At 44.7% G+C, this 18,686-nt stretch carries 19 protein-coding genes; 15 read left to right on the forward strand and 4 right to left on the reverse strand.

Going from position 1 to position 18,686, the window contains the following annotated elements:
* The first annotated feature begins 6 nt into the window (after positions 1 to 6).
* From CWI81_RS05060 to CWI81_RS05080, 5 genes are all read left to right on the forward strand, one after another.
* Positions 7 to 1,164 carry a multicopper oxidase domain-containing protein gene (locus CWI81_RS05060; RefSeq protein WP_126784197.1) on the forward strand — a complete coding sequence of 386 codons (1,158 nt, stop codon included), beginning with the start codon at positions 7 to 9 and terminating at the stop codon, positions 1,162 to 1,164.
* Positions 1,165 to 1,174: 10 nt separating this feature from the next.
* Positions 1,175 to 1,924: a formylglycine-generating enzyme family protein gene (locus CWI81_RS05065; RefSeq protein ID WP_126784198.1), complete on the forward strand. Its 750-nt coding sequence runs from the start codon at positions 1,175 to 1,177 to the stop codon at positions 1,922 to 1,924.
* Entirely contained in the window at positions 1,917 to 2,552 is a 636-nt protein-coding gene (locus CWI81_RS05070; protein ID WP_126784199.1) for an SCO family protein, read from the forward strand. The genes CWI81_RS05065 and CWI81_RS05070 overlap by 8 nt, the downstream gene beginning before the upstream one ends.
* 80 nt (positions 2,553 to 2,632) lie before the next feature.
* Positions 2,633 to 3,469 (forward strand): NAD-dependent protein deacetylase, encoded by an 837-nt coding sequence (locus CWI81_RS05075; RefSeq protein ID WP_241970347.1) that lies wholly within the window; start codon positions 2,633 to 2,635, stop codon positions 3,467 to 3,469.
* On the forward strand, positions 3,462 to 3,968 hold the full coding sequence (locus CWI81_RS05080) for a GNAT family N-acetyltransferase (RefSeq protein WP_126784200.1): 507 nt from the start codon (positions 3,462 to 3,464) through the stop codon (positions 3,966 to 3,968). The genes CWI81_RS05075 and CWI81_RS05080 overlap by 8 nt, the downstream gene beginning before the upstream one ends.
* On the opposite strand, the gene CWI81_RS05085 is transcribed toward CWI81_RS05080, so the two are convergent.
* Both CWI81_RS05085 and CWI81_RS05090 read right to left on the reverse strand, forming a co-directional pair.
* Positions 3,960 to 4,478, reverse strand: coding sequence for a DUF1543 domain-containing protein (locus tag CWI81_RS05085; protein ID WP_126784201.1), 519 nt, complete (start codon positions 4,476 to 4,478; stop codon positions 3,960 to 3,962). The two genes, CWI81_RS05080 and CWI81_RS05085, sit on opposite strands and share 9 nt — an antisense overlap.
* 267 nt (positions 4,479 to 4,745) lie before the next feature.
* Positions 4,746 to 6,011 carry a hypothetical protein gene (locus CWI81_RS05090; RefSeq protein ID WP_126784202.1) on the reverse strand — a complete coding sequence of 422 codons (1,266 nt, stop codon included), beginning with the start codon at positions 6,009 to 6,011 and terminating at the stop codon, positions 4,746 to 4,748.
* Positions 6,012 to 6,440: 429 nt separating this feature from the next.
* On the opposite strand from CWI81_RS05090, the gene CWI81_RS05095 reads away from it, so the two are divergent.
* Positions 6,441 to 7,130 (forward strand): YagK/YfjJ domain-containing protein, encoded by a 690-nt coding sequence (locus CWI81_RS05095; RefSeq protein ID WP_126784203.1) that lies wholly within the window; start codon positions 6,441 to 6,443, stop codon positions 7,128 to 7,130.
* A 62-nt stretch (positions 7,131 to 7,192) separates the two neighbouring features.
* Here the strand turns inward: CWI81_RS05095 and radC are convergent, their stop codons facing one another.
* Positions 7,193 to 7,666, reverse strand: a complete 474-nt coding sequence (radC, locus tag CWI81_RS05100) for a RadC family protein (RefSeq protein ID WP_126784204.1) — start codon at positions 7,664 to 7,666, stop codon at positions 7,193 to 7,195.
* Positions 7,667 to 7,801: 135 nt separating this feature from the next.
* Here radC and CWI81_RS05105 point away from each other — a divergent pair, with 135 nt between their 5' ends.
* The 3 genes from CWI81_RS05105 to CWI81_RS05115 all read left to right on the forward strand — a co-directional run bounded on the left by CWI81_RS05105 (position 7,802) and on the right by CWI81_RS05115 (position 9,071).
* On the forward strand, positions 7,802 to 8,014 hold the full coding sequence (locus tag CWI81_RS05105; protein WP_126784205.1) for an AlpA family transcriptional regulator: 213 nt from the start codon (positions 7,802 to 7,804) through the stop codon (positions 8,012 to 8,014).
* The gene (locus CWI81_RS05110) at positions 8,004 to 8,678 is read left to right on the forward strand and encodes a hypothetical protein (protein WP_126784206.1); all 675 of its coding nucleotides are present in this window, start codon (positions 8,004 to 8,006) and stop codon (positions 8,676 to 8,678) included. Before CWI81_RS05105 ends, CWI81_RS05110 begins: the two co-directional genes overlap by 11 nt.
* Before the next feature lie 186 nt (positions 8,679 to 8,864).
* The gene (locus CWI81_RS05115; protein ID WP_034821449.1) at positions 8,865 to 9,071 is read left to right on the forward strand and encodes an AlpA family transcriptional regulator; all 207 of its coding nucleotides are present in this window, start codon (positions 8,865 to 8,867) and stop codon (positions 9,069 to 9,071) included.
* A gap of 193 nt (positions 9,072 to 9,264) precedes the next feature.
* On the opposite strand, the gene CWI81_RS05120 is transcribed toward CWI81_RS05115, so the two are convergent.
* The gene (locus CWI81_RS05120) at positions 9,265 to 10,299 is read right to left on the reverse strand and encodes a phospholipase A (protein ID WP_126784207.1); all 1,035 of its coding nucleotides are present in this window, start codon (positions 10,297 to 10,299) and stop codon (positions 9,265 to 9,267) included.
* A gap of 100 nt (positions 10,300 to 10,399) precedes the next feature.
* On the opposite strand from CWI81_RS05120, the gene CWI81_RS05125 reads away from it, so the two are divergent.
* The 6 genes from CWI81_RS05125 to CWI81_RS05150 all read left to right on the forward strand — a co-directional run bounded on the left by CWI81_RS05125 (position 10,400) and on the right by CWI81_RS05150 (position 18,652).
* Positions 10,400 to 10,852, forward strand: a complete 453-nt coding sequence (locus CWI81_RS05125) for a GbsR/MarR family transcriptional regulator (RefSeq protein WP_126784208.1) — start codon at positions 10,400 to 10,402, stop codon at positions 10,850 to 10,852.
* A 67-nt stretch (positions 10,853 to 10,919) separates the two neighbouring features.
* Positions 10,920 to 12,038, forward strand: a complete 1,119-nt coding sequence (locus tag CWI81_RS05130; RefSeq protein ID WP_126784209.1) for an efflux RND transporter periplasmic adaptor subunit — start codon at positions 10,920 to 10,922, stop codon at positions 12,036 to 12,038.
* Positions 12,038 to 15,118 (forward strand): efflux RND transporter permease subunit, encoded by a 3,081-nt coding sequence (locus CWI81_RS05135; protein ID WP_126784210.1) that lies wholly within the window; start codon positions 12,038 to 12,040, stop codon positions 15,116 to 15,118. Before CWI81_RS05130 ends, CWI81_RS05135 begins: the two co-directional genes overlap by 1 nt.
* 13 nt (positions 15,119 to 15,131) lie before the next feature.
* Positions 15,132 to 16,640 carry a phospholipase D family protein gene (locus tag CWI81_RS05140; RefSeq protein WP_126784211.1) on the forward strand — a complete coding sequence of 503 codons (1,509 nt, stop codon included), beginning with the start codon at positions 15,132 to 15,134 and terminating at the stop codon, positions 16,638 to 16,640.
* 147 nt (positions 16,641 to 16,787) lie between these two features.
* Positions 16,788 to 17,264, forward strand: a complete 477-nt coding sequence (locus tag CWI81_RS05145; protein ID WP_235598939.1) for a potassium channel family protein — start codon at positions 16,788 to 16,790, stop codon at positions 17,262 to 17,264.
* A 14-nt stretch (positions 17,265 to 17,278) separates the two neighbouring features.
* A complete protein-coding gene (locus CWI81_RS05150; RefSeq protein ID WP_126784212.1) occupies positions 17,279 to 18,652 on the forward strand; it encodes a patatin-like phospholipase family protein in 1,374 nt (457 codons plus the stop codon).
* Positions 18,653 to 18,686: the final 34 nt, after the last annotated feature.

Below are 18,686 nucleotides of genomic sequence, written 5' to 3' on the forward strand. Positions count from 1 at the left end.
AACACGATGAAAACTCTCAGCTTATCCATTATTAGTGCTTCTTTGCTCGCCGCTATGGCTTCTGTCTCTGCTCCTGCCACAGCTACTGATATGAAACTTAAACACGACAGCGAGTACGTTATCGACGGTAAAATCTATGGTTTACCAGAAGCTAAGGTTTATCGCGAAGAATACAATGGCCCGGCAGTAGTTGGTGACTACCTGACTTCGGTTCCGCATTTAGCGAAACTGGACTATGAAGGTAATAAAACTCACGACGTACGCATGGATGTTTTCTCTCAACAAGTTGAGGTTGCGCCGGGCGTTAGTTATTCAGCCTGGACCTTCGGCGGCTCAGTCCCCGGTCCTGTATTGCATGTGCGCGAAGGCGACCGTGTAATTTTCAAAATGAAAAACCGCTCTGATGAAGACGTAGTCATTACTAAGCCGGTTAAAAATGGCGCGCCATTCTTCCAGCAGATACAGGACAACCCTTATCAGAAAAACCAACCTGTAATTAACCCTATGCCACATTCTATGGATTTTCATAGCGGCACCGTAGCGGCGGAAGATAAGTGGCGTACTATTTCTCCGGGCGAGACTATCGAGTTTGAATGGATCGCAAACTACCCCGGTACTTATATGTATCACTGTGGTACCTCAAGTGTACTGATGCACACCGCTATGGGTCAGTACGGTGCCGTGGTTGTGTCTCCAAAAGACGGTTACCCAACCGACAGTGATGTGGATCACGAATACGTGCTGGTTCAGTCAGAGCACTATTTAGAAGAAGCAGCAGAAGGTAATTATATCTATAACCATGGTGCAGCACTGGATCGTAAGCCAAGCCATGTCACTTTTAACGGTCATGTTGCAGCTCTTAGCGACACTCCTCTGCGCGCTAACGAAGGCGATCGGGTACGACTGCACGTACTAAATGCCGGTCCGTCCGGTACTTCCAGCTTCCACGTGATCGGTGCCATTTTTGACCGTATCTGGTACGAAGGTGACCCTCGCAACGAGTGGTACGGAATGCAAACCGTTCTGTTAGGCGCCAGTAACAGTGCGACCATGGACTTTATTGTACCGGAAGAAGGTATTTATAAACTGGTTGATCACGAATTTGCAGACGCAGAATTAGGTGCCGCCGGTGCGTTAATCGCTGGCCCTCGTCAACAGAAGTAAGGGGAAGGTTATGGTTAAGTGGCTCGGAGTTGCCGGTGTTTTATTTTCTCCGTTAATACTGGCTGACCCTGTGCTGGTAACCGGGGGTACTTTCGAACCTCCGGTATTGCTGGACAAACAGCGACTCAGTATAGAAATGAACAGTTTCATGCTGGATGCAACTCCGGTCACTAACCAAGCTTATCTGGAGTTTGTGAGTAGCAACCCTCGCTGGCAGCGAGATAACATCGCTGCCCTATTCCATGATGGCAACTACCTGAAACACTGGGACAACAATACCGCTTTTGCTCAGGGGAAAGAAAACGAACCGGTTACTTATGTGTCCTGGTTTACTGCGCGAGAATACTGCGCGGCCCAAGGCGGTCGGCTGCCCAGTCTTAATGAATGGGAATATGCGTCTATGCAATATCGGCAGCAGCAGAACATTAGCGACAATGATTATGCACGTAAGCTATTTGCCTGGTACAGCCAGCCTCACAGTAAACAACAGACCGTTAATCCCAATGCTGATCAATTGATGCATATGCACGACCGGGTCAATGAATGGGTTGACGACTATCAACTATTGCTTAGTAACGGTGATGATGTCGATTTGCTTTCCGGTTCCTGTGGCGACGGAGCGCGCTTTATGTCCAGTTTTACTAACGCCAATTACGCCACATTTTTTCGTTATCAGTCGCGCAGTGATTATGCCCCACAAAGTACAACCAGCACCATGGGGTTTCGCTGCGCATACGATCTGGAGAATCACGATGAATAGATTACTGCAAGTTACCGCTCTGGCATCACTGGTGTTTTCTGCACCACTTATGGCTCAAGATCATTCACACCACACTCAGCACGGCGATCATACCGATCATACAACGATGAATGCGGCAGAAGTGTCACACTCTCAGTCGATATACCAAATTGATGCGTTATGGAATACTCATCAACAAAGCTCATTAAAGCTGTCCGAGCTTGCAGGCACACCGGTTATTATTTCGATGATTTACGGCAGTTGCACCACCGCCTGTCCGGTGCTGGTTCATGATGCCAAACGCTTATACAACAGTCTGGATGAAGCCACACAAAAACAAGTTAAGCTTGTTATGGTCAGCTTTGACACAGCTCGCGATACTCCCGAAGCACTCGCCGACTATGCGAAGCAATATAACCTAAACAACAACTGGCTGTTTTTGAATGGCTCTGAACAAGACATCAGGACATTAGCGACGGTGCTTGGTGTTAGATATCGCCAGCGCCCGGACGGTGATTTTGACCATAGTAATTTAGTTTCTATTCTTGATAAGCACGGGGTTATTGCTGAACGCATAGAAGGCCTAAGCCAGCCGATGGAAAAGCCTGCCCAATTAGTAACCCAACTGGCTAAGATGACCGTGCAATAACTGCACGGTTTTGCCATTTATTATCGCTACTTTGGTTCATTTATTTTCTCTGATCATATAGGCTTTGAACGTATCGGCAGATGATCAATGAAGTCATGCAATCAAATATCCGCGAACTTGAACGCTTTTTAGAAACAAATAAACCCGTTACGGTATTAACCGGAGCCGGCTTAAGCACCGCATCAGGCATCCCTGACTATCGGGACAGCGACGGCAACTGGAAAAGTGCGCCGCCGGTTCAGCACCGAGACTTTATGACCAACGAACTGCTTAGGAAGCGTTACTGGGCGCGCGCACTGCATGGCTGGCCAGTGCTTTATAATGCTCAACCTAATGAATCGCATGTTGCACTGGCCAACATGCAGCAGCAAGGTTTAATTGGCACCATCATTACCCAAAATGTCGACGGCTTGCATCAAAAAGCCGGCGCCACCGATGTTATCAACCTGCACGGCTACGCCAACGAAATGGTGTGTATGAGTTGCGGCGCTCAATCGCCACGTATCGACATGCATGAGCGCTGCTTAGCGCTAAATCCCGAGTTCGCCGAGCTCAATGCCACTGCCCTGCCTGACGGCGATGCCGATGTTGAGACCGATTTTTCGCAGTTTAATATTGCCGACTGCCTGAATTGCGGGGGCATTTTAAAGCCCGACGTCGTGTATTTTGGAGACACAGTGCCGAAAACACGGGTGGCCGAAGCCCGGCAGGCTCTCTCAGAAAGCGGCGGATTGTTGGTGGTCGGCTCATCACTAATGGTATTCTCCGGTTATCGATTCGCCCGCCAGGCCGACGAACATGGCCAGCCAATCGCAATTTTAACCCGCGGAAAAACGCGCGCAGACAACATTGCGACGCTGAAAATAGATGCAGATATTGAACGCGTTTTGACCGGTAAAGGAATCGAGCGTGCTTAAGCTTATTTTGCCAACGTCCAAATTTGAAGTAAGTTATCGCGACTACATTGATGAACTGGGTTACGAAGAACGCTACCCTTTCCCGCTTGATTTTGACCACCGTAATTTTGCCGAAATGCTTGCCCGTATTGAAAGGTTTCGATCTGGTGAGGCCGTTCCTGCCGGAATGGTGCAAAGCTCCACCTATTGGTTAATTGATAATGACCAAATACTTGGCTGCAGTAATATCCGACACCGACTGAACCAACAAATAGAACATGCTGGTGGGCACATAGGACTGAGCATTCGTCCATCGCATAGAGGCAAAGGACTGGGCAAGATCTTGCTCAACATGAGCCTTAAGAAAGCGCAGACGTTAGGGATTGATGACATCCATATTCATTGCTATTCGAACAATCATTCATCGCGAGCGATGATCGAAGCCTGTGGCGGTGTATTAAGCTCTACCGTCCAAGATGGCGATGTTGTGGTTTGTCGTTATTTGATCAAACTAATTTAACGGCTGATAACCTTTCCAGTCCGGTAAAAGCGGCTGTTGCTGACCATCATAATGCAAATGAATGTAATAGTTATCGATCAAATCCAGACATAAACAATTATCAACCTCAATGAGATCGTCTTTATGGACTTGCTCGGCACCAGCCAGGCCGCTTTTAAGGACCTGCGCCTTCGCCAGTTGCTTAGCCGATTGAGCTGAATCAGCAACCACTACGGTAAAATCATGGAACTCGGCTAACTTACCCTCGAAGTATCCGCCAAAGTTCACGAAGAACAATTTTTTGCCTGAGTTTTCTGAAGGTGCCTCTTTTAACTCAATTCGATAACCATCAACATGGTGCAGGTGTACATAGCTATCTAAGTGTAAGCCTTTCTGTGTGCCGAACCAGCCCGCGCGCACCGCCGGATAGGCCTGCTCCATGCTCTCGCCCACCACAAACCGAACATCATGCAGTTCGATATTTGCACCCGGGGCCGAGCCTCCAATATAGGTTAAGAAGAGTTTTTTCATGGTAATACTGTGCGGAGTCGTTTCGATAACTTGAGGTTACCACAAAGGAGTGGTCTTGCGTCAAAGACGCAAGCTACGCAAACAAAAAAGCCGCTCGGTTGAGCGGCTTTTTATGGAATTGGTGGAGCTGGCGGGAGTCTTATTTTAGATTTAATTACTTGATAATATTAAATATTTTAATAAAGCTAAAGATTTTGGAATACAATCTGGAATACTAAAATCTATTCTAAGCCCTAGCCAGCAAATACTATTTTCATCAAACGTAAATCATCTTTCGCTTATCCACCGAAACTCATGATCTAAAACAGAGTCAGGTTCGACGTTTCCCGTTATTGCCAGGGCAACTGTTTCTCGGAATTTTTTGATTGATCTCATCCTTTCAATATCTTGGAACCTATTTGGTCGGCGACTTGGCGCATTACCTTTTAGCCCCTCTACATCAAGGTAGTGATTAAGCTTTTCTAAATCATATTCTTCAAAGAGCTTTATGACCATAGACTGAAGATTCTCACACAGTTTCACTATCTCAGAAAACCGCTCATCATCAAACTCAATATCTTTAACTTGCTTAGCCAGTTCGCTCCTGTGAGAGTTCACTTGCCTTCTCAAATGATCACACTCTTGTCTTAGGCTTTTCGTCTCCACGTTTTCACGATACCAACTGTATGCATCGTCGACCAGCTTACCAATCAGCAGCTCCTCTGATCTGATATCATCATGCTTATATACAGCACTTCTGTATTGTCTCAATCGGGACTCAATCGTCTCACTCAAGTAAATGAAGTCTTCTATCATCAAATCATCAGAGTAATCACCTAGTCTAGTGTCTGATATCGGGTCTTTTAAACGTTCAAAACTATCTGTGTTAGCGACAGACTTTCCAACGTCGTATAATACCCCTTCTTTCTCCATGACTCGGACAAACTCATGAGTCGTAAGAAGTGGTTTACTGTCTCTTCTTCTTGCAATTGAAATGTTTAGCTTCTTAACGATAGCTTTTATACGCTGAACCAGCTGTTCTTCGTTAGGAAATGCTCGTGTGCCAAAGATTAAATCCCCTACTCGATTGAACTTCGCATATGAGCGGGCTATTTGCTCTGAGGTCAGCTTAGCCCCCTTTTTATCAGAAAGGTCATAAAGAGAGTCGACATTAGCTTGTTCCTCAATCAAGGCCTCTACTATCTTCTCTTTTGGAACCTCAAGCTTAGCTGCTAAGCCATCTAACTTGTCGACCGCAGATTTTGATAAGCGGTAAGTCCTATCAACATACTCTCTCTTATCGCGTCTCTTTTGCCTTTGCCGGTAGGACTCAGAAAGATTTCTGAGAAGCTGATAATGTATTGGGTCAGCCTGCTGATAAAACTTAATGACAATCCGTTTAGCTGCTTCCCGAGTGTCCTCTCCTGAATTCCTGTGAATCGATATATTCCTACTAGTTAAGTACCGAACCAACCAGGCACCATCCTGGTCCTTTTTGGGGTCAAGCTTTTTGATCCACTCTGGTACTTCATCACCATGTACATCTTCCTTCATTAGTCCAGTCTACTCCCTTAGAAAAAGGTCAATAAAAAATTCATTTATAAAGAATTTAAAAGTTTTCAACAAAGTTGACAACTTGTTGCAAACAAGTTTTTCATTAAGTCTTATAACCACTATTATCAATACTTTTGCGCAGCCATAGGTACACGAAAATTATAAACTATCACACAATAAGATCATAAAAAATAATAAAGTTAAATGAAGATTTACGGTTGGAAATTAGGCGGAGCTATACGTGTGGTTTGTCGGTAATAATAATATATACAACAATCACTACTACCACTGTTTACATCATTCATTGGTACGTCTAGTAACCAATACTTAGCCAGAGATGAGGTAAGCCCCAAAGCTTACCGTCTGACTCATGGTTAAAAATTACAGGATCAGATCTCCTATGACTCAACAACGATCTAGGAGGTCAAAATGAATCAACCCAAACGCAGTAAATACAATCCTAACCACATCCTTTGCTACGGCTCCCGATATAAAGGCTTCGATATGTGGAAGCAGAATGCCCCTTACATTGAGCAGTACCTGGATAAGTTGTACGAGGTGTTCCAAAGAAGCTTTTACAATCATCCTCGAACACTAGTGGTGTGTTTTGACTTGCACTTACCTTTCTACAGTCAGCATAGCTTGGTTCGGAATCCAATAACGGAGTTCATTGAGAACATCAAACGAGGCATCAAAAGTTATCAACTAAAGCAGCAACGGGAAAAGAAACGGATACACCATACGCAAATCGAGTATGTCGCCAAGGTAGAGCAAACCATTGAGAGCCCGCTAGAGCATTACCACGTCGTTTTGTTCCTCAACAAGGATACCTTTTACAATGTCGGTAACTTAAGCCATGAGGACAGGACTCAGCTCGGTAGAATCATTCGTCATGCTTGGTTGAAAGTACACGGGATATCCACTGATTCAACAGCGGCGTTACTACATGCTTCAAATCCCGTCAGTTATTCATTGGAAGGACCGTTAACCTGCCTTAATAAGCAACACGAGGTGGTGTTTAAGCGTATCAGTTATCTGTGCAAAGAAGCGACAACCAAGTATCAGGGACGACACCAGTCGTTTTACAGCAGTAATGCAAAAAATAAAGCGCCAGCATAAGCCATTAAGCAACGTAGAAAAGGCCCAGGGAAAACCTCTTCTACGTGCTTAGCGACATTCACCTACAATAATCCCCTTTCGGCAAACGAAACCGTGTCTTGGCCTACTACGATGTGGTCAAGCACGGGGACGTCTATGTGATTGAGTGCGTCCTTGATACGCGTCGTCACACGCTTGTCTGCTTCCGAAGGCTCAGTCACACCCGATGGATGGTTGTGTGCCAGGATGACAGCAGCAGCGTTTTGCTGAAGCACTTCCTTCATCACCTCACGGGGATACACCGGGGCCGCGTTAATGGTCCCAAAGAACAACTCTTTGTACTCAATCAGGCGATGCTGTGAGTCCATCAGCAGTATGGCGAACACCTCACGCTTTTGATGCGCCAGCTTGTACCTAAGGAAGTCTTTTGCTGCAGACGGGCTGGTAAAGCCCTCCCCCTTCAAAAACTTCGTCTCCAAGATCTCAGACGCTTTATTCAACACATCAACCTCAGTCATCGGCCCATTCGTTACATACTCAGCGTTTTGCTCGTGCATTTTGTGTCTCCATGTTTTCGATTCTTGAATGCACGTGCGTGATATAGGCCTGAAATCGGTTGGAATCTCAGTCCATGGTTATTTCTTACAGGATCAACTCATCCCATGAGAGAAACCAAGATATGGAGAAAACTCATGCGATTAATACGATTAAACCAAGTCAAAGCCAAAGTTGGTCTAAGCCGCTCAACAATCTACCGACTGATGCAGGAAGATAGCTTTCCTAAGTCAATTATCCTGGCAGGCCGGTCAGCAGCTTGGATTGAATCAGAGATTGATGATTGGATTTTGCAGCAGGTTCGCGAGGTTCGTGGATCAGACTGGGAGGAACCACGTCATGCGGTTTGATTTTACAACAGGATACACCGATACCATTCGTAAATTAGGTATTTGCACCGTCAGCCAACGCGACCCATTAACGGGTCGCACTAACTCAGTTCAAATGCACGAAGTGTATGACGAGCAAAGGTTTAGGCAATGGTTAAACATGCCGCCAGTAACATTCGAGCTGCTTGACTCGATACTGGCAACAACCCATATCAACCAGTGGAGCGAGGCTAACGACCGCAAGCTTCGACAATACATGTTACCCATCGTGATTAGCAGCTTTAAGGTCGCTGCCCACGCGGGCGACCCAACGCTTCACATTGCATCTACTGCGAGGGAAATATATTACTTTGTCTCCAGCGATAACGAAGACGATAACAAGGAGCTGGCGCTATTTATCGGCAAGCTAATAACGGTCTACCTCAGAGCTCAAGGGCAAAACATGCCCAAAGTAGTCCGGCCTGAGCTGCTTGCAGCTATTCAACGCCAGGAAGCCGGTATCATTCATCGTGTCATCAAGTCGAACCTATTAGGTATCAGTCCTCATGCACATGGCAAGTACGTAGGAGAGACCAAGCGGCAGGTAATTAGCGATGCACATGAAACCAACGAATGCGATGACTCAAACCACATAACGGCTCAAATAGCAGCGCATATAGCCACTGACATCACATTCAACGTCTAGTCCCCAACATACCCTTAACTTGCATGACAACACCTGACAGGTGCGCCTTTGCGTGCCTGTTGGGTGTGGGAGCTGGGTTAGTGGAAGCGCCTACGCTCCATCGTGACCGCAGTTTTTGTGGTCTATTGTTCGTACTCATTCATCTCAATTCTTACTAATGCTATGACACAAAAGAAGGAGGAGCACATGAGGTTTCTAAGGTTAAACGAGGTTCAAGAGCGCGTCGGGCTGGGACGCACCTCAATTTACAAACTGATTGGTGAAAGCAAATTCCCCAAGCCTGTTCATATCCTGGGTAGGAACGTCGCCTGGGTAGACTCGGAGATTGATGAATGGATGATGGACCGTATTGATGAAAAGCGTGGTCTATCGGTGCCAAACATCAGGTATTAATATCTGTGCTGGTACACCACTTTCGAAGCCTAGGAACACCACCAGTATAAAAACTCCAAAGGAGCTATTAACAGCTGCGATAGTTTCATGAGTAATTAACTTGTGTGAATAAGCGCGCTAAAGGCAGTGGTAAAGGCCTAGTAAAACGTACAACTTGATAGCCGATTTTAAGTGGACGAATTTCGTCCACGCACTACAAAAGGTTATTTAAAGCTATTCCCAAGCCAAACCGTGTTTGCTTATGATTATAGTCAATTAAACTCTCACCATAGCCAGTGAAAACGCTCGCGTACCCATAAAACTTACCCCACAAAGGGAATGAAAAACTTACTTCTGCGGAGCCTCGACCAGTCTCAATCGCATGATTTAATCTAAAGCCGTATTCAAATTGACCATCATTATACCCAGCCGAAAACTCATAGTTTCCGACATAATCTTCTATATTCGGGTTATCGTCGCCTCGTGATGCTATTGGATTTTCTTTAGCGTCCTCTTGCAACCGAACCCACGGTTTAAGCGAAAATACCCAGCTCCCTTTTTCAACCACGAACTGTGTATACAGGCGATTCCAGCTACGAGACAGTAACTGGCTCCGACCGTTTGACAAATGCTCTGCGCCAAAAATAACACCGGTATTAGCGTTAAAAGGCTCCCAGTCGGTCTTAATGGCATACACTATTTCCGGCATATAGTTCGTTTCCCGAAACGGCTTGGATATGCCGTCAGAGTAGATCTGCCACCATGACTGAATAGTAAAACCAAAATATAGTTTGTCCTCTTCAAATAGCAGACTAGATTTGCTTAAGGGAACTTTTAAACTCAGTTGAAACTTAGCTTCATAATCTTCCAGATTCCTCTCATAACCTTCAATTTGAGCGTATTGCTCGTGGTTGATGTCATTTGTAGTAAGCATGGGTTGAATATAATTTCTGCGATGGGGAGTAATAACATAAGGTTCAAACTCCGTCTGTTGCTCTTCCCTCAAACGCTGAGTTAATACGCCGTTCTCTCTTTTAGGAACATCCACACTTGATAAGTTCTGTCTTTTGTCGTTTTCAACATGTTTACGACACTCTTTTTTTATAGCTTCAACAGTATCGATAGAACCGGAGCCCTTCACTCGATCTAAAATGCAGAGTTCATATTCACTAAGTTGCTCACCATGACAAATAGGTATCGCGAACAACGTTAGGTTAAGAATTGAAAATACTGAAAACCGGTTAATCATCACTCTAATATCTCTTGAAAAGTTTATTTATCTTGTTCAGTCTTGACTGAACGAATTAAACAGCTTAGCCTTAAATCATCCAAATTAACAAGTTTTTACTATGAATAAGCTTACCGAAGCAGAATTACAGTTTATTACTGATATGGGCATGCACACTCAGGGCTATGGTCTTTCTCGCATTGCCGGGCAAATAGTTGCGGCTCTTATCATATCTGATGCCCCGCTAAATACCGCCGACCTCATGAGCTTACTTGAAATAAGTAAAGGAAGTGTCAGCACCAATATTCGCTTTTTGGAAATGCTTCAGCTGGTCGAACGCAGAGCGCTGCCTGGTAAGCGCCAAAACTATTTTGTTATGCGCACCAACCCTTATGATTCGCTACTGGAATTAAAGATAAAGCAGCATAAAGAAGCGAAAAAGATAATAACTGAAGCCAAAGCAAGTATTAAGAATTCGAAAGCTCAGGAGAAAATTACTGAGCTGGAGAGGTTTAATACGCTCTACGATGAAAGCGTGAAAAAATTGCTGTTGGAATTGAAGTCGGAACGCTAGGCCATGCTCAATAGTCAGAAAAGTTGACGTTTGACGAAAACATTTAAATAATTTAGGTACAACATCAATGACCTCATCATCACGTGGTTCACTGCATAAGCAGCAGGGCCAAATCAGTAGCTCTACAGCCGTATTTATTGCCATCGTAACCTTGGTTTTTTTGTGGATAGCCAGTGGTTTCATCTTCAGAGGCGACACAGAAAAGACAAGCGCAACTAAAAGCGATTTACCATCAGTTGCAGTAAAAAATAGTCAAGCCCAGCTTGTGGCTCGCGAGTTGACACTAAACGGCGAAATCAAACCAAATCAGCAACTTAATATTCGTGCACGTACCGACGGCATGCTTGAAATGATTACCGATAGTGGCACTGACGTTGATCAAGGCGATGTCATAGCAAAACTGTCCATTGATGATCGCGAAGTGCAACGCACTCAGGCAGAAGCTCAATTAAAAAAGGCTCAAAGCGACTTCAATGCGACGAGAAAGCTCATAGAACAAAATTTGTCATCTCAGTCCCAACTCCAGGCGTTAGAAGCACAACTAGAAGCAGCACGGGCACAGCTTCGTCGTATTACATTTGATATTGAAAATACCGAACTGATAGCACCGGTCAGCGGCGTTATCAATCAACGCTTTATTGAGCAAGGCGCTTATGTCTCAGCCGGCAATCAAGTACTAGAGCTTATCGATAACGATCCGTTAATTGCCATCATCAATGTGCAGCAAAGCCAAATTCACAGGCTCAAACTCAATATGCCCGCAACGGTCAAACTCATTGGTGGTAATGATCGTCAAGGGCAGGTCAGCTTTATCGCTCCTATTGCCGACCCGCAGACCCGGACATTTCGTGTTGAAATAACTATTCCTAACCAAAACGATCCTATCCCCTCCGGTATGAGTGCCGAAGTGACGATAGAAACGAGCAAAGTTAAAGCACACAAAATTTCTGCGGCCCAAATCAAAATAGATGCATCTGGGCGCATGGGTGTTTTAACCATTAATGACAATAACGAAACACGTTTTTCTCCCGTTACTGTGGAGCGGGCAGACGTTAATGCCTTATGGGTCAGCGGGCTGGATGACCAAACGCGGTTAGTCATCATTAGCCATAGTTCTTTAACCGCTGGTCAAAAAGTTACCCCCAAACCCGTACCTGCTGATTATGACAAGGGCGAGGAGTTATAATGAAAGCCTTTATTGCCGCCGCTTTCTCACGCAATCGCGCAGCGATTCTGTTACTCGCTGTATTGTTGATAATGGGCAGCATTGCCTACGCCACAATTCCTAAAGAAGCTGCACCCGAAATTGACATTCCGGTATTCACCGTCACCGTAAGCTACCCCGGCATTTCAACGGAAGACAGCGCACGTTTATTAGTCGAGCCGCTTGAGCGAAAATTACAAAGCATCGACGGTTTAGATACTTTAACCGCTCAAGCCGGTGAAGGCTTTGCCATGTTACAACTGGAGTTTGCCGCAGGCTTCGACAATGAAAAAGCACTACGTGATGTAAAGGACGAAACTGAAAAAGCAGAACAAGATTTACCGTCCGATGCTGAGAAGCCCACGGTGCAAGAGGTTGATCTGTCTTTATTCCCCATTTTAACGGTTGCGCTCTCAGGCAATATTCCCGAACGGGACTTAATCCAACTGGCACGTAATTTAGAAGATAAACTTGAAACACTTAATGGCGTACTCGAAATCGATATGTCAGGTGATCGTGAAGATCTGTTAGAGATCATCATCAAACCTTTAGCCATGCAGTCTTACAACATTTCTTTAACGGAAGTGTCGAGAGCTATTAGTAATAACAACCTTTTAGTTACCGCAGGCGCGATGGATACCGGGGCAGGACGCATCAGCGTCGCCATCCCCGGCACCATTGAAAACATTGTCGATGTACTCGAGATGCCTATAAAAACTACGCCCAATAATGTGGTACGGGTCAGCGATGTCGCCGAAGTCAGGCGAACTTTTAAAGACCCCGTCAGTTACGCCCGCATTGATGGTCAACCGTCGATAGCACTCGATATTAAAAAACTGAGTAGCGCTAATGTCATTGACGTTGTCGATCGTGTAACCCAAATGGTCGAGCAGCAGCGCACTGAATGGCCGACAACCGTTAATGTCGCTTATATGCAAAACCAGGCAGACGATGTTAAGCAATTTCTGGGCGACCTTGAAAACAATGTCATACTCGCCATTATTCTGGTCATACTAACGGTCGTGGTGGCTTTGGGTGTAAAAGCTTCCCTGCTCGTTGCTCTTGCTATTCCAGGCTCATTTCTTGGTGGCATTTTAACGCTGCAATTGCTGGGTATTACACTGAACATCGTGGTCCTGTTCGCACTCATTTTAGTTATTGGTATGTTAGTGGATGGTGCCATTGTCGTGGTCGACCTTGCAGAGCGCTATCGTCGACAAGGACAAGACCGATTACAAGCTTATCTGGCAGCTTCCCAACGCATGGCGTGGCCTATTATTGCGTCGACAATGACCACCCTCGCCGTATTTATACCACTGCTCTTTTGGCCAGGTATGGCCGGGCAATTTATGTTTTATCTGCCCGCCACTGTTATCATAACACTGCTCATGTCTTTGCTCATGGCACTGGTTTTCGTTCCGATAATTGGCTCCTCAGTAAAAAGCAAAGTATCAGTGACCTCACAATCAGCAAATGCAGCAGACAACGGTTCAAAACTCCAGTCTTTGGTTAGCTATATGGTGGATAAGCCGTTACTTGCTTTGCTGGTCAGCCTGTTTGTCTTATTACTTTCATTTTTCCTCTACAGCAAGCTCGGGCAAGGCATAAACTTTTTCCCTGACATCGAAGCCGACCGGATACAAATACAAGTTCAAGCCGATGGTAATTTATCAGTAAGTGAAGCCGACAATCTGGTTAAGCTCGTCGATAAGACCGTTGCACCAGTCGCAGGCATTGAACGCATTTATTCTCGTACCATCGGATCAGTTGAGGAAAGGCTGAAAGCGAACCTGGATTCTGAAATTATTGGTACACTACAAATCGATTTGCTGGATTGGCAGGAGCGTGATTCTGCCACAAAAATTATACAAAACATCCGTACTAAAACAGACAACTTACCCGGGATAGCGCTAAAGATTGAAAAACAACAAAGCGGTCCGTCCTCTTCTCGTCCGGTCTCTGTAGAAGTATCAGCGAAAGATCGGAGCTTATTGCCTGAAGCCGTAGACAACTTGCTCAAAATGATGAAAGAATCAGATGAATTTATCGATACATCCAGTGACATGGCGACCCCTAAGCCACAGATAAAAATTGATGTGGACCGCGAAAAAGCTGCCGAGTATGGCGTCGATGTCGCGACCTTAGGTACCTTAGCGCGTCTATTGACCGACGGTGTCTTAGTTGGTACTTACCTTCCTGAATCGGCGCCAGAGCAGGTTGATATTCGTATACGCTATCCCTGGGAAGAGCGCTCAATGGCCGACCTAGCCAATTTGCGCATCCCCGCGAGCCGGGGTCTGATGCCGATAGAGAACTTTGTCCAGTTATCGCCGAGTTTAAGTCCAACAATTATAACTCGTGTCAATTCGCGCAATGTACAAACTGTAGAATCAGGCCTTGTTCCCGGGGTTACCGTCGTCGAAGCAACGGAAACGTTGCGACAAAAAATCAAGCAGAGTGATTTTGCCAAAGGTGTGGAATTTGATTTTACCGGAGAGCTTGACGACCAAAATGAAGCCATGAGCTTTTTACTATTGGCATTTGCCTTAGCCATTTTCTTAATGCTCTTCGTTTTACTATTACAGTTGAATAGCTTTTTTCAGGGGGCTTTAGTGCTATCCGCCATTGTCTTTTCTCTAGCTGGCGTACTGCTTGCGCTGCTGGTTCGACAAGAGCCTTTTTCCGTGGTCATGAGTGGTATTGGCATTATGGCACTCGCGGGTATTGTGGTGAATAATAACATCGTTCTAATCGACGCATATAACGAGTACCGCTCAGATGGATTATCACCGATGGACGCAGCAGTGAAAGCAGCAATGCAACGTTTAAACCCTGTGCTTCTCACCGCAACGACAACGATAGTTGGATTGTTACCCATGGTCTTGGGTTTAACTGTCGACTTTTTTGAGCGTGATATTTTTATGGGAGCACCTTCGGGACAATACTGGATCCAGTTATCTACCGCACTGGTTGGCGGACTGCTAGTTGCGACGTTTATTACGCTTCTATTAACTCCGGCAATGCTTGCCTGGGACGGCCAAAGAAGGGAGAAAGCCAATTAAACTTGGCTTCACTATGCGCTTACACCATATCGTGTTAACGGTCATTATTTGTTCTAGCTGTATCGCCTGCAGCAGTCTGCCCGACTTAGAACAGCGAACGCCAAGCTACTCTGTGCCAGTTTCAAAAACTCAAAGCACTCGGCTTGGTCAGTTCTTATCTCCGGTACTTCGAAACTCCCCCCAAAGTACCGGTATAATACCTTTAGCCGAAGCAGAGCCGTCCTTAGATGCCAGGCTGATATTAATCAACAATGCACAAGTTGCACTGGACATTCAATATTATATCTGGCGTGACGATAAGTCTGGGCAACGTTTAACTAAAGCCATTTTCCGAGCTGCTAATCGTGGTGTAAAGGTTAGGTTGTTATTGGACGATCTTCACTCCCGGGATATCGACGAGCCCTTACAAAGACTAAATGGTCATCCTAGTATAGAAGTGCGATTATTTAACCCCTTTCTCCCCAGAAGCTCTCGAGTACTGGGGTTTATAACCGACTTCCCACGAGCAAACAGACGCATGCACAACAAGTCTCTTACCGTGGACAATCAAGCTACGATAGTCGGGGGAAGAAACATCGGTGATGACTATTTTTACCGCTCTGATGGTATTCTTTTTGCTGATCTGGATGTTCTTGCGATAGGAGATGTAGTTGCGAAAGTATCCAGCGATTTTGACGCTTTTTGGAACAGTAACTCAGCTTACCCCTATGAACTTATTTCTCAATCGACGACGCCATCAGACTCCCCTTTATTTATTCATCAAACTAATATTGATCAACCATCCGATCTCAGTGAGTTATTGGATAACGATTCAATTATTTGGGCTGAAACTCAAATCGTGAGTGATAGCCCGCTTAAAGCCTTAGGTAAAGCGGAGCCGGATCAACTCATTGTTCACGCACTCCGAAAGATAATTGGTCAACCTAAAAAGCAATTATTACTGGTTTCTCCCTATTTCGTACCAACCCTGTCGGGAGTAAAAGCGCTAGAGAGCATTGCGGAAAACGGGGTGAGTATTAGTGTGTTAACAAATTCCTTTGCCGCTACCGATGTTGCCGTTGTGCACTCGGGATACGCAAAGTGGAGGAAACGTCTCTTAGAAGCTGATATACGCTTATTTGAGATGCGCCCAGGTACTGTTGGCACCGATACCACTATCTATGAATCTGTCGAAACAAGTTTCTCCAGTTCAGCAAGCAGCCTTCATGCAAAAACGTTTGCCGTTGACGGACAACGTGTTTTTGTTGGCTCATTTAACTTTGACCCTCGCTCAGCAAGGCTCAATACTGAGCTTGGCTTTGTTATTGAGAGCCCCGAAATAGCATCAACGATGGCAGATGTCTTTATCGAAGAAGTCCCTTACAGCGCCTATGAAGTGCGCTTAGCTCCATCCGGTTCGCTATACTGGCTTGAGCAAAACGGCAGCCATCATCGCCGATACGATACAGAGCCAGGAACAACCTGGTTTCAAAGGTTTTCGGCCGGATTTTTTTCATTGTTACCCATTGATTGGTTGCTTTGAAAAGTGAGTTGGCTTACTCGGTAAAGCGCCATTTTTTCTTAATCACTTTATGTACGAACCATGGTCATATTAGTCGGTTTTTTTGTTGGAATGCTATAGGTCATAAAAATGCTAAATAGAATACTAAAGTATCTAGGTATAGCGTGGATGGTTATTATTTTTGTTTTTGTTCCCATTGCTTATACCGCATTACTATTCGCCTCTGATGCAGAAATAAATATGTCGGTCACTATTTTTTTTATCTCTACAGTATTCATCACTTCACTTTGGAATATCTTCAAAAAGTATCGCGAGTACAAGGTTGGGCTCCAACTTAGCAAGATGTTTTTAGCCATCTATGTAACTATTTTTGCGTTTGCCACTCTTTATCAAAGAGCTGGGATTTTATACGGTCAGGAAATCTCTTTTAGTCCTGTTGACGCCCTGTACTTTTCAGTAGTGACATGGACCACTTTAGGTTATGGAGACTTTCAACCCACTGAAAGCTTGCGCTTATTGGCCGCTTTCCAGGCGTTATTAGGAACTTTCTTTATACCAATGCTTATAGCGGCAGTGCTATTCTCATTACAACTAAAGTCTCAAAAGCACAGTTTACAAAAAAACACTAACGGTTCAAAACCATAGAGCGAATAGTTTAAATGAAGCTTCTTTTTTATAAAATTAGACTTCTCGTAATCCTATCAGCTTCTGTTACCAGCTTAGGCTGCAGCACAGTAGGGCAAATTAAAAATGAGCCTATTTCTGGAAAAAATGATACTGAATTAACTTCTGGTACATTATTCTCAGCGGCTCGAGCTGGAAACCCCAAGGGAATAACTCTTATTTTGGCTTTTTCCGGAGGTGGAACACGGGCTTCTGCTCTGTCTTATGGCGTATTAGAAGAACTAAGAGATACTAATGTCACTATAGGTGGCAAATCGACAAGACTTTTAGATGAAGTTGATTTTATTTCATCTGTTTCGGGCGGCAGCATAACGGCGGCTTACTATGGTTTGTTTCGAGACAAAATTTTTTATGATTTCAAAGATAAGCTTCTAACACGGGATTTAAAGGAGCAAATAATCTCAACAGTTTTAAACCCCCTTCGTTGGTTTTCAAATTTAGGAATAACTGATCATACTGTCGGAATATATGCTGATGCAGGATTTGGAGAATATACATTTGGCGACATGCTCGAAAAAGGTCCGCCCTATATAGCCATCAATGCCACAGACTTATCTCAAGGTGCTAGATTTTCCTTTCTACAGGACTACTTCAATTTAATATGCTCAGATCTATCTACCTTCCCCGTAGCCAGAGCAGTAGCAGCTTCAGCAGCTATGCCTTTACTGTTCGACCCCATCGTACTGAAGAATTACGATACATGTGACATTACGGATTCCATCAACTTTTTATCCAGTAAAACTTCCATTGGGAAACACAGTATTCGGAATACTGCCTCTGCAGCACTTTCTTATTCCAATAAAAAAGAACGTCCTTTTGTTCACCTCGTAGACGGAGGTGTATCGGACAATTTGGGTCTCAGGATTATAACTGACCCTGTTGAGCTAACAGGAGGTATAGTAAATTACTTTAGCATGATCCATGGAGAGGATAGTTATTCAATCCCACGACATTTTGCCATCATAGCCGTAAACGCATCAGTAAAAGTCGACTCAAGCATGGATAAGAGTTCGACCCCTCCATCAATGCGTCAAACGTTAAACGCGGTTACTGATGCGCAACTTCAATTGTACAATAATGAAACAACCGATTTAATAAAGCTTAAATTAGAGCAGTGGGTCGATGAAACAAAAACACAAGGAATACCTGTCGAAGCGCACCTAATATCTATCGAGTTGAAATCGGTATCATCAGACCGTCTAAGAAATCGCCTCAATTTAATCCCGACAACTCTCGGCTTACCAGAAGAGGAAGTTGAGTTGCTTATTGGTACAGGCCGAAAGCTACTAAGGGAAAACCCTCAATTTCAAAAATTACTAAAAAGTATCAGCTCTCATAAGACACAATAAAAACAACTAAATATCGAGACAAAAAATAAGCCCA

The organism is Idiomarina seosinensis, from assembly GCF_003987275.1.
GTDB classification, from domain to species: domain Bacteria; phylum Pseudomonadota; class Gammaproteobacteria; order Enterobacterales; family Alteromonadaceae; genus Idiomarina; species Idiomarina seosinensis.